The sequence below is a fragment of the Vibrio sp. 10N.222.49.C12 genome (assembly GCF_041475025.1).
GTDB classification, from domain to species: domain Bacteria; phylum Pseudomonadota; class Gammaproteobacteria; order Enterobacterales; family Vibrionaceae; genus Vibrio; species Vibrio crassostreae_C.
In genome coordinates, this window is record NZ_JBFRVF010000077.1 from 1 (window position 1) to 12,427 (window position 12,427).

Genomic DNA, 12,427 nt, shown 5'->3' on the forward strand with positions numbered 1-12,427 from the left:
GCAGAGGCTTTTTCGAGGATCGGGCAGGCTTGTTTGAATCTCTTAAAGAGTGAAAAGAGCTTTAAAGGTGGAATTAGCCGCAAAAGGATGATGTGCGCGATGGATGAAGACTACTTAAGCAAGGTTCTGGGGAGCCTTGAATGACGGGCTTGTTCATGCGATTTCCGTGGATGCCTGTCGAATACATAGAGAGCAAGCTGGCGAGAACTTTGCGGTCGTCCGACATATGGCGCTCAATTTACTGGCGCCAGAAAAATCGATCAAGGGTGGAATAAAGAGGAAGCAAAAGAAAGCGAATCGAAAAAACGCTTATCTTTCGCAAGTCCTTGCAGGGCAAGGGGCTTCGTAATCTCATCCTGTCCTAGCACGCCTTAATTGACTGGATATTCATTATTTTTTTGTGCTTACGTAATGGTGATATTAATACGCTTTCCATAAGATATCACTAAATAGATAATAAAGATCATTCATAATATTGGAAATAAATGTCTCATAGTAAGAAGAATATAATAAAAATAATGTCGATGCTAGCTACTAGTTCAGTATTGGTCATGATAATCAACATAGTCAAACTAAAAATAATTGCAATTACTTTAGGGCCCGAAGGTGTTGGTCTGCTAGGTATGTTGACTTTACTTGTGACTGTAAGTGCAATTGTATTTGGACTAGGACTACAAATGAGTGGTATCCAACTACTAGGTGAAAACAAAAAAGAGGAGAAACAAGAACAATATGAAATAAAGTTTGCAGCGTTGATTGTTACTATAACTCTATCGCTTATCGTTTCCTCGGTTATATTTATATTCTCAAATGAAATAGAGATAAGTTTTTCAGGACACTTTGAGAATAGATATCTTATAGTATTGCTAGCTAGTGCAATAGTGATGACATTGTTTTCTAATCTTTCTTATATGTATCTACAATCAGATAGAAGAGTAAAAGATATAGCGAAAGTAAAAGTATTAGGAACTCTTTCTTCTGGTGTGGTGACTATTGTAATTGTTTTTCTTGTGCCAAACGCAAGCATAATACCATATATAATAGTACTTCTACCTATGGCAAACTTGATAATAACTTTATTGATAATAAAGGAAGACATAGTAAATTTTAGCAGAGTAAAAATTAGCAAAAGTAAAAAATACGTAAAATTATTAGTTGCATCTGGATTTGTTTTAATGCTTTCATCGGCACTAACAAATAGTTCTCAATTTTTTGTTAGATACTTACTTACAACTGAATTTAGTGCTACAAAGCTAGGTCTTTACCAAGCTGCGTGGTCAATATCTATGACTTATGTAGGTTTTGTAATTAGTGCTATGTCAACGGACTTTTTCCCAAAAATAACTGAGTGTGCAAATGAGAAGGACAAAAGTAATTTTTTAGTTAATGAGCAGATAGATGTCGCTTTATGTATTATAGCTCCATTTTTGATAATTCTTTTTGTTGGTGCACCATATATAGTTAATGTTTTGTACACAAAAGAGTTTATACTTACGGACAAAATTCTTCAGTGGCAGTCAATTGGTGATGTGTTTAAGGTAATTTCATATCCGTTAGGATTTTTACTTCTAGCAAACAGAAACTCTATCCGGTTTTTTTCCGCAGTTTTAATCTGGAATATTCTGTATATTGGCTTCATATATATATATTCAAATAGTATGGGAATAGTAGTTACTGGCAAGGCATATTTATTCGCATATGTTATATATACAATTTATATGTTTTTGGAAGTGAGAAGACTCCATGGTTTTAACTTGAGTCAGTTTAGTAAAAAATATGCAACTTTTATTTTAGGTAGCCTTTTAGTAATAGCAATAGTATCAAATTATAGTGAGGTTGTTATGTATGCGGTGTCTCTTGTTATTTTATCGTCGGCAATTTATTTTGCTATAATGAAAATAAAAAGCTAGAGGTAAATCATGATTTATGCAAAAAGCATTAATAAAGAAAAAATTAAAAATAGAATTAGATTGTCTTGTGAATTCTTCCTTTTTAAAGAAAGGAAGGAATTATGGTTTGAAATTGATGAAGAGTTTAGTGAATGGGTCGATGAAAATAATGGTGACCCATTTTTGATGATTCTTTGGTTGATAGCTTTAGAAAACGATCTTGATCTAAAGCTAGATTTTTCAGTATCGCATGAACTCTTATTTGGTATTAATACGACACTGAGTGAATTATTGAAACCATTTAACCCACAGGACAGGGCTATTTCCATATTTGTTACCTCAAATAGATTTAGATATGAAAATGCGAAAGAAACGGTCACCGCTATGTCTATGGGTGTAGATTCATTTCATACTTTATCTGCAAATGTTGGTACATTGAAGCCGATAACAGCACTTACACTATTTAATGCTGGTTCATTTGGTGCTGGTGGTGAAGTTACGAATCGCTATTTTGATAAAATGTTGTTGCAAGTAACAGAAGTATCGACGGAACTTGGCTTGCCATTACTCTGGGTTGACTCTAACTTAGGGGAATTGTTGAGTTTATCATTCTTAAAAACACACACATTCAGACATTTTGCATGTGCAGCTATTTTTCAAACACGTATTAAAGACTACTTTTATTCATCGGGTCATAAATACGAAGATTTTCAAGTGAATTTGTCAGACTCGGCAAATTATGATCTGATTAGTTCACTTGCATTAAAAACTAACTCTATGAATTTTCAAGTTTTTGGAATGGGGAGTTCACGACTACAAAAAACGAAAGAACTTGTGGACTATAACCCTAGCAAAACTTATCTCAATGTCTGCTTAATAACCGACGAATATGATTCAGTAAATGAAAATGAACTTGGTATCAAGAATTGTTCTAAGTGTTACAAATGTATACGTACAATGATTATGCTTGAGTTACTAGGCCATCTAGAGGACTATAAAAATATATTTGATCTTGAAAGCTACTATTCAAATAAAAGTAAGTATTATGCTAACATCTATTATCATTATTTTAGGTCAAGAAATGTATTCTCAAAAGAAATAATTAAAGAAATTAGGAAGGCTGGAATCAAGATGCCACAAGGTTTCCATATTTCATTTATAAATCGAGTACTAGAGGCTATTATTGGGAAGGTGCTAAAGTGAATCTTACTGCAATACTGTCCATTATAACAATATTACTTTTTCTTGCGAGCTTGGGGTTTGTAGTCCCAATTTATATCGTGAAAAAAAATAGAAAGAATGCAGAAATAGACCATAACTTTGATATAAATAAAGATAAGTTGCTTGTTTTAAAAAAGGCAATGGTAATGCTACGTTCTGATAACGTATCGATGTCATTTGATGATGATGAATCTACATACGCGATGATGTCAAGACTAAAATACTTTTTACTAAAAAAGACGAATAACTATAGTTATATTAACTTTCCAAGAGCATGGTTGATGATAGGGTTACTTGACTATTATGAGGCTCACAAGGACGAAAGTATATTAAACGAGGTTATACTTAGTGTAGATAAATTAATTGATGATAGTGGAAGTTTAAGTTTTGAGTTTAATAATATAGACCAATGTTTGTTTGGTGTGGTTTTTTTACGATTATATTTAATTCTTAATAAAGACAAATATGCGATTTCAAGTCATCAAGTATATAAAGAAATTCAAAGTTTTCTAGATACCAATGGAGTTTATTTCTATCGGAAGAATTCAAAGGTTTATTTTGTTGATACTATAGGTATGGTATGCCCATTTTTATATCTGTACAGTACAGTGTTTAATGTTCGAGAAGCAAAAGACAGTGCGAGTCTTCAATTAGACTATTGGATTAATTTCCTTATGGGAAACGGTCATATTTTACCATATCATGCGTATGATATTGAGAACAAAATACCACTAGGTTCATGTAATTGGTCTAGAGGTATAGCATGGTTTATGATTGGGCTTTCTTATGGAGTCAAATATGAGAGTGAAACATTAAGGCCTGCACTAGTTAAAAAAAATAACGAACTACTAGATAAGCTAGCCACGTTACAAAAAAATCATGGTGGATGGGGCCAGTTTTTAGGTCACGACAATTCAAATAAAATCGATGCATCATCAACCATAATGTTTCTTTACGCACAGAAAATATCCGGAGAAAGGGTTTTTGATTTGGCAAAATATAGCTTAAAACGATGCATTAACTCGGACGGTTATATTGTTAGTAACTCTGGGGATACTATTTATATTAATAAATACTCTCGAGCCCTGGATAAATCTGAAGTTTCACAGGGGTTGTTTCTTACTCTACTGGAGGAGTATTAATGAAAATTGCAATACTTACACTGCCATTATGGAATAATTATGGTGGTATTTTGCAGTGCTTGGCTATGTGTAAGAAACTAGAGGAGTATGGGCATGAGGTTATACTACTTAATTATCATCATAAGCCGGTTCGTCGTCATGTCGAATATATTAGAATAATCAAGAGAAAAATAAGAAAGCTAATTACCGGATCTGGTTGTAAAGTATATCCAAATAGGGTTCAGAGAGAAATAATATCTCAAAATACTTTAGAGTTTATAAAGAATAATTTTAGTTTAATATCACCAGAGTTTCATACCAGTGCTGAATTATCTAAATATCTCACTGATAACTTGATTGAAACTGTGGTAGTTGGAAGTGATCAAGTATGGCGTCCAAGCTATACACCCAACATATATACTTACTTTTTAGATTTTGTACCTGACGACGTCATTAGAATAGCATATGCACCATCATTTGGTACAGACAAAGTCTTATATAGTGAAAGGATGATAACTGAGTGTAAGAAACTCATTGATCGGTTGGATTTAGTTACAGTAAGAGAAATCTCAGGTAAGTCACTACTCAAGAAGATGTTTAATATAAATGCTGATGTAGTTGTTGATCCTACACTACTACATAAAAAAGATATGTATACAGATTTAGTACATGATGTTCCTTGTCAAAATAAGGGTGATATTTTTTGTTATGTTTTAGATCGTACAGAAGATATTTCCAATCAAATTTGCAATGCTGAAAAAGGATTAGGTAAAAAATCATTTGAAATAATGCCTAAGACATTTGACGAAAAATTTAATACTTCTGATATTACTTATAAGTTTCCACCAATAGAAAGTTGGGTTGCCGCTTTTAGAGATTCAGATTATATAATAACAGATTCATTTCATGGTTGTGTGTTTTCAATAATATTTAACAAACCATTTGTAGCGATTGGTAATCATGAAAGAGGAATGAGCAGATTTGAATCGCTTCTTAAACAATTTGGACTTGAAGACCGCTTAGTGGTGAGCAAGACTGATTCTCTTAGTCATGTATTGACGCGTTCAATAAATTGGACGTCTGTTAATGCTAAGAGAGATGAGCTTTGTTTGAACTCCTTAGATTTATTACTTGAAGGCCTGAAAGTTGAACGATAAAAAATTAGTTAGTGTTATCGTGCCAGTTTACAACGCAGCTTCTCACCTTAATGAAGCAGTCACAAGCATATTGAATCAGACTTATACAAATATTGAGGTTATATTAATTAACGATGGTTCTACTGATCTGTCTTTAGAAATATGCAAGGATTTTAAAACGGCTGATAAAAGAATTCATCTAATTGAACAAGTTAATTATGGAGTATCTAAGGCAAGAAATGTTGGTTTATCTAAGGCAAAGGGAGAGTACGTTATCTTCTTCGATGCTGATGATATAGTGGCAGAAAATGCAATTGAATCATTGATTTCTATGGCTTTTGAATATAACTCTTGTGATTTAGTAATTGGTGGATATAGAACATTTAGTCCACTTCTCGATTTACCAGTTAAATGTAAGCATTATTCTTCGAACGACGAGTTAGTTTTGGCGATCATAGAGGGAAAAACTCATGCCGCATTGTGGAATAAACTTATTAAGCGCAGCGCGATCGAAGGGATATCATTCAACAAAGATATTTCTTATATGGAGGATAAGCTTTTTATGTTAGAAGTATTGCAACGAGAATTGGTAGTCTCTTACTGTGATGATTTAGTATACAACTATCGCGTTGATGATACGTGTGCTCCGATGCTTAGTAGCAGATCAATAGAATCGTACTTTTTTGTGAATGATTTTATTTTAGATAAGTATGGGTGCAAAAATAATAGTAAACGTATTGTTCGTAACTATTATCGAAGTCTTTACTTCCTCATTCTTAATTGTAGAGAATATCCATTTGAATCGAGTTTTAAAATTAATTACAAATTAATTAGGGATATTGAATTTTCGAAGAAGCTTGTTTTGTTACTACATAAAAATAGATGCTTCCGATTGGTTAAAGTTGTTCGCCTAACCAAACTACTATATTGTAAATTGAAGAGTAACAACCTTTTCCGTTGAATAAATGTTATATGAGAGGTATTTATGTTGGAGTTGATTAGAAAAAACTCAATTTTCAGACGGATAATCTATCCGCTATTTAAGCGACCTTATCAGAGAGTATATTTTTTCATGTTAAAAAAATATATATCTGCGATAGGTGAGCAGGCCTTTATTAAAAAAATGTATCGAAGTAAGCATGGGCGCGAATTAGATCTAAATCGACCGATAGGTTTTTCAGAAAAGTTAGCTTGGACAAAGTTGTATGATAAAAATAGTTTAATGACTATTTGTGCTGATAAGCACTTAGTTAGAAGTTACGTTGAATCGAGAGTTGGTGATAGATATTTGATACCTCAATTAGGCGTGTATAATAAATTTTCAGAGATAGATTTTTCAAAACTTGATACACCATATGTACTCAAAGTAAATCATACCTCCGGTGGGAATTGTTTCGATTTAGAAAAAAAACCGTTGAGCTTAACTAAAGCAAAAAAAGAATTAGAGCATTACATGAAGTTGAATGCTTATTACTTTGCATGTGAATGGGCTTATAAAGATATTAAACCAAAAATAGTTGCGGAGAGAGTAATATTAGATGAAAATGGGAAGTTACCAAACGATTACAAAATCTTTTGTTTTAATGGTAAACCTAAGTTTATTCAAGTTGACATATCAAGATTTGAAAATCACAGGCGGGATTTTTATGATTTGGAGTGGGTTAAGCTAGATTATAAATTTGTTTACGATAACTCGCTGCACGGAGTGAAAAGACCAGAGAATCTTGATGAAATGTTGGAAATTGCAACGAAATTGTCTCAAGAATTTAATTTTGCTCGAGTGGATTTATATGAGATTCGAGGAAAGATATACTTTGGCGAAATTACGTTTTATCCCGAGGGTGGGTCTAAGGAATTTAGTGAGACTCAACATGAACATTTGGTAGGTGACTATCTTAAATTGAGTTTAAATTCGTAATAATAAAAGTTGATCAAGTATTGGTAGTAATGTATGATGAAAATACTAATGTGTGTCGAAGGCCTTAATATTGGCGGAATAGAAACGTGGTTAAAAAACCTGATGAAAATTAAGTCCGGTGATTTTTTATTCGATTTTTTTGTCATGCAAAGGGGCGGTCATTACGAGAATGAAATTAAGGGTTATGGTTGCAACATATATCATGCAGATGATCAGTGTTTCATAGATAAAGTATTTCATCTTTTTGGCTCTACGGCTACTAGCTACCATCAATCACTTTCGAAACTATTACAAAAGAAAGATTATGACGTGATACATGTTCATGGTTCTGAGTTCATGGGCGATGTGATGAAAATTGCAAAAAATGCAGGAGTCGCTACCAGAATAGCACACTGCCATACTACAGGCGTAAATAAATTTGATGTGAATCTCATGATGAAAATAAGAGGTATACGTTTCAAAACTTTAGACCGATACAGGTTACAAAAATATTCAACTAAGCTTTTGTCATGCAGCAAGGAATCGGGGTTTTTCTTTCTAGGCGAACGTTGGAGCGAAAATTCTTCGGCTAAAGTATTATATTGTGGTGTGCCAAATATTGTCGACATAAAAGCTATCACTAAAAAGAGTTTTGGAATTCCAGATAATAGTAAGGTTATTGGTCATGTTGGTACTTTTAGCCCCGTAAAAAATCATCAGTTATTAGTACAGATCATAACAAAAGCAATAATCAAAGACCCAAGTTATTATCTTTTCCTTGCTGGGGATGGACCATTATATGATGAGATAAAGCAAAGATGTATTGATTTAGGTATTGACGCAAATGTAATCATGCCTGGTTATTGTAGCGATATACCATCATTGATGTCGGGTGTGTTTGATATGCTTATATTACCGTCTCTGTATGAAGGTATGCCTCTTGTCGGTGTTGAGGCTATTAATTCTGGCTTGACAGTGGTTTGTTCAGATGTAATTACTAGTGACCTTATAGCGCCATTCTCAACTTTGATTAAACCTGTTTCACTTGATGCGGAAATTGATGATTGGATTGAATGCATTGACCAGGCAATAAATAACAAGGCTTGTTTCAAAATTGGGCAAGATATCATTTCTTCGAGTCAATTTTCTATTGAACGCTCTTATGATAATTTGATCCAAATCTATCGAGAAATATAGCGATAGATTATTGTGTTCTACTACATTGAGTCGAATGATTTAAATACGAGAGAGTCGTTGTTAAATAGAACGCGCTTGCTGAATTTAGAAGAAGAAAGTGTAGAGAACGTTTCAATGTTCAGACAGACGTGCTTGGACCTATTAAAGAGCGAAACCATATTAATGATCGCACTAAACGTCAGCGTATAACCGACTTAAAGGACCAACAGAACCTAAGTAAGAGTATTGTGAACTCTACTTAATTTCTGTTCGTTTTATCTGTTGGCTTTGTTACCGACGATGTTAATGTGAGTTATGTTAATATTAATATAAAATTACTTCATAGGAGTATAATGGCTATAATCGATGTAACCTATACGTTGTTTGTTTTTCTTTGTTTGTTTTTATGTTTATTAATTGGCTCCTTTCGCAATTATCGAGAAGCGAGATTTAATTCCATTTATATTATCATCACGATTATTCTTTTAGCATTTTCATCTATGAGAGAGTTAAGTGTTGGTACCGATACTAGAAATTACGCTCACTTATTTTATTTGGATACAACTTATTTACAAATACTTATTACAAAGGGTGTAGAGTTTATATATTTCTTTATGACCAACCTCATAAAGTCTTTTGGTGGCAGCTTTTATACAGTAATGCTTATAACTTCCTTTTTTATTGTGTTCTGTTATTTGATTCAAATTAAAAAATATAGCGAAAACATCGCGTTGTCGCTAATGGTTTTCATTTGCCTATTTTATACTTTTCATTTTAATGCATTGCGACAATCTATTGCTATGGCAATTGTATTCTTTGCTTTCCCATACATTTTGAAAGAAAGAATGTTCCATTCAATATTTTTAGTCTTTATTGCGGCTATGTTTCACAAAACGGCTTTCATTATGTTACCAGTGATTTATCTACTCCACTATAAAGGAAGGTATAGAAATGTTATAGTTGTAATATTCTCATTTGTTCTAGCCATTTTGTCATCCCATTTGATTGAGTTCGCTTCAAGTATAGACAGTAGGTATGAACATTATAACAATATGAATTCAGGAGGTGGAAAAGGAACAACCTCATTCTTTGTCTTGTTATTCATTATTTTTTATGCCTATAAAAAACAAGCATACACACATTGCAATTATTATGGCAAGTTGCTTACCTTGTATTTAATTGGGATTTTGATTTCGCTTACCTCTATATTACTATCTCTTGATCCGTCAGGTCCACTTAGATTAAATCAATACTTACTTCAGAGTTCCATATTTATGGTTCCGATGTTGGTTAACTCTATACCAAATCGAGTCGAAAGAAACGTAGTAGCAATTACATTCGTTTTTCTTTGCTGTGTCTTTTTTATTTTGTTTACATCTAATCTAGCAAACTTATCACCATTCTATTTCAGGGAGTTATTTTAAATTGTCAAACTCAAATGATGTTTTTATTAGTGTAGGTATACCTTTTTATAACGCGTCTGAACATCTAAAGGATAGTATAAATTGTATCCTTTCTCAAACGCATAAAAATTTCGAACTAATATTAATTAATGACGGTTCAACAGATAAATCCTTGGAGATTGCTCTATCTTTTAAAGATCAGCGAATCAAGGTTATTTCCGATGGTTTGAATAAAGGTCTAGCCACTAGGTTAAATGAAATTGTAAGACTTGCTCGCTACGATATAATAGCTAGAATGGATGCTGACGACCTTGTTCTTCCCAATCGATTATCGGTGCAATTAGATACTTTGTTAGATTCCAATGTGGATTTAGTTAGTTGTGGCCTTTGTTCTGTAAATTCAAAGCTAGAGGTTCAGGGGTTTAGATATAGAAATAATGCACCTATACGGGCTGAGGATCTATATAATTGTACACATGGAATAGTTCACGGGTCAGTAGTTGGTCGTCGAGATTGGTTTGTAAGAAATGTATATAATGAGGCTTTACCAAGAGCTCAAGACTACGAGTTGTGGAATAGAGCATACTTCAATAAAGACCTGAGGATTAAGGTTATTCCTGATATTTTGTATGTTTACAGAGAGGATTTGGGTATTTCTTATAATAATCTAATTTCTGCGTGCGACGTTTCCAAATACATACTTAATTCCTATGGTGAAATATACAACAATTTATGGCACAAGAAAATCAATCTCGAAATTAAAAAGATTAAAATTAGAATTTTAAAGCTTTTCAAGATGTTCGATCTGGTCTTAAAATATCGCAATGGCAATTCTAAAAAAATATCTAGCGTGGAATTTGACTCTATTAAAGATTTCTTAAGGATATATAAGTGACTAAGACCAAGGTTTTTCACACGATCGTTAACACATTTACTGCTAAAAGGTTTATTGAACCTCTTTGTGATTCAAACTCTGACACGTTTCAATCAACGATTTTAATTGACACCTTTGGTGGTGATGAAATATTTCTAGAACAATTATCAGTTTCCTACAAGTTGTTTAAGTTTTCAATAAATAGCAACCCATTAACGTATCCTTTAAAGTTATACAAGTTAATTAATTTTTTCAAGAAGCAAAACCCAGACATTCTAGTTTGCCACTTTACTACTGGTGCACTTATTCCATTATTTGCTGGTTTTTTGTGCGGGGTTAATACAAGAGTTTACTATAATCATGGCGTTCCCTATGTCGGTTATAAGGGCTTGACTCGCAGGGCATTTGCTTTTCTTGAACGAATGAATTGTTTTTTTGCTACAGATGTATTAACTGTTTCTAAAGGAATGAAACCTTATCTTGATAATGTATCATCAAAGAATGCTAAAGTTTTCGGAAAAGGTAGTATTTGTGGTTTGATCGATGACTGGTATAGAGATCCGGTTACTAAGGATATTAATGTTCTTAGAAAGAGGTTTTCTATATCGACTAGTGATATTGTATTCATTTATGTCGGCAGACCTTTTAAGCGCAAAGGTTTTTTAATGGTGCTTCAAGCTTTTGTTGAATCAACACTTGATAATAAAATTCTTTTTCTAGCTGGTTGTACAAACGATGATGTTATAAATTACATTGGGTACATTCCAGATAATGTGATTGCTCTTGGTTTAGTTGATAAGATTAAATCTTATTATGATCTATCTGATATCGTTATTTTACCCAGTTTTCATGAAGGTTTTGGCTATGCTTTACTGGAAGGAGCTGCGTCTAAGTGTTGTTTGTTGGCCTCTGATATTCCTGGGCCTGATGCAATATTAGATGACGGGTATAATGGTAGGTTTTTTACTGTCGGCTGTGTGGCTTCACTCGTTTCTATCATTAATGAGGTAGCTTTGGATGAACATAAATTAGTGGAATACAAAAAAAATGCCTATAAAAGTTCCTTGTTATTTAAAAGGGACCTGGTCGTTCGAGAGTTTAATCGCTTCTTAACTTCTAAGAAATGATAGAATATTGCGGGTGTGCATTTGAGTCATAAACTCATGGGGTCAGGTCTTGCATTTTGCATTGGTGATTGGCATGAGTGTGTTTTGGTTTGAGGTGGATCGCAGATTGTTTTAAGGCTCTGTTTGTTTATCTGAGTTAGTTCGATATTTAAAAATAATATCGGCTATTTTGGGTGATGAATTTGAGTAGACCTTTGCGACTAGAGTTTGCTGGAGCGCTGTATCATGTGACCGCACGAGGGAACGAGCGGAACTGGATTTTCTTTCAAGATGACGACTTCACTCTCTATTTAACCGTTCTTGATGAAGTTTGCGAACGATACAATTGGGTTATACATGCCTATTGTCTAATATCATCTGTTGCTCGAAACCCCTGATGGCAACCTTAGTAAAGGGATGCGGCAATTAAAAGGTGTGTTTACTCAGAAGATCAATCGTAAACATAACCGAGTCGGTCATTTGTTCCAAGGGCGTTGTAAGTCCATTTTGGTTGATCAAGAAACTTATCTGTTCAGGGAAATAGCACGTACATCCCCGTATTATAAGGGATGAGGGTTAATTAATGACCATCAAATTTTCAAAT

10 protein-coding genes and 1 pseudogene are annotated in these 12,427 nt (G+C 33.4%); all 11 read left to right on the top strand.

Annotated elements, in window-relative coordinates:
- A pseudogene (locus AB4583_RS19285) lies at positions 1-144 on the top strand (ISAs1 family transposase); the annotation flags it as partial.
- A 341-nt stretch (positions 145-485) separates the two neighbouring features.
- A complete protein-coding gene (locus AB4583_RS19290; RefSeq protein ID WP_372118854.1) occupies positions 486-1,910 on the top strand; it encodes an oligosaccharide flippase family protein in 1,425 nt (474 codons plus the stop codon).
- Positions 1,911-1,919: 9 nt separating this feature from the next.
- Positions 1,920-3,092 (top strand): hypothetical protein, encoded by a 1,173-nt coding sequence (locus AB4583_RS19295; protein ID WP_372118857.1) that lies wholly within the window; start codon positions 1,920-1,922, stop codon positions 3,090-3,092.
- Positions 3,089-4,252: a glycoside hydrolase family 88 protein gene (locus AB4583_RS19300; protein WP_372118860.1), complete on the top strand. Its 1,164-nt coding sequence runs from the start codon at positions 3,089-3,091 to the stop codon at positions 4,250-4,252. The genes AB4583_RS19295 and AB4583_RS19300 overlap by 4 nt, the downstream gene beginning before the upstream one ends.
- The gene (locus AB4583_RS19305; RefSeq protein ID WP_372118863.1) at positions 4,252-5,388 is read left to right on the top strand and encodes a polysaccharide pyruvyl transferase family protein; all 1,137 of its coding nucleotides are present in this window, start codon (positions 4,252-4,254) and stop codon (positions 5,386-5,388) included. The genes AB4583_RS19300 and AB4583_RS19305 overlap by 1 nt, the downstream gene beginning before the upstream one ends.
- Positions 5,378-6,328 (top strand): glycosyltransferase family 2 protein, encoded by a 951-nt coding sequence (locus tag AB4583_RS19310; RefSeq protein WP_372118866.1) that lies wholly within the window; start codon positions 5,378-5,380, stop codon positions 6,326-6,328. Before AB4583_RS19305 ends, AB4583_RS19310 begins: the two co-directional genes overlap by 11 nt.
- 111 nt (positions 6,329-6,439) lie before the next feature.
- Positions 6,440-7,285 carry an ATP-grasp fold amidoligase family protein gene (locus AB4583_RS19315; RefSeq protein WP_372118869.1) on the top strand — a complete coding sequence of 282 codons (846 nt, stop codon included), beginning with the start codon at positions 6,440-6,442 and terminating at the stop codon, positions 7,283-7,285.
- A 33-nt stretch (positions 7,286-7,318) separates the two neighbouring features.
- Positions 7,319-8,461: a glycosyltransferase gene (locus AB4583_RS19320; protein WP_372118872.1), complete on the top strand. Its 1,143-nt coding sequence runs from the start codon at positions 7,319-7,321 to the stop codon at positions 8,459-8,461.
- Between the two features lie 332 nt (positions 8,462-8,793).
- Complete coding sequence (locus tag AB4583_RS19325; protein ID WP_372118875.1) at positions 8,794-9,864, top strand: EpsG family protein; 1,071 nt, start codon at positions 8,794-8,796, stop codon at positions 9,862-9,864.
- 1 nt (position 9,865) lies between these two features.
- Complete coding sequence (locus tag AB4583_RS19330; RefSeq protein ID WP_372118878.1) at positions 9,866-10,738, top strand: glycosyltransferase family 2 protein; 873 nt, start codon at positions 9,866-9,868, stop codon at positions 10,736-10,738.
- Positions 10,735-11,844, top strand: coding sequence for a glycosyltransferase (locus tag AB4583_RS19335; RefSeq protein ID WP_372118881.1), 1,110 nt, complete (start codon positions 10,735-10,737; stop codon positions 11,842-11,844). Before AB4583_RS19330 ends, AB4583_RS19335 begins: the two co-directional genes overlap by 4 nt.
- The last annotated feature ends 583 nt before the right edge of the window (positions 11,845-12,427 follow it).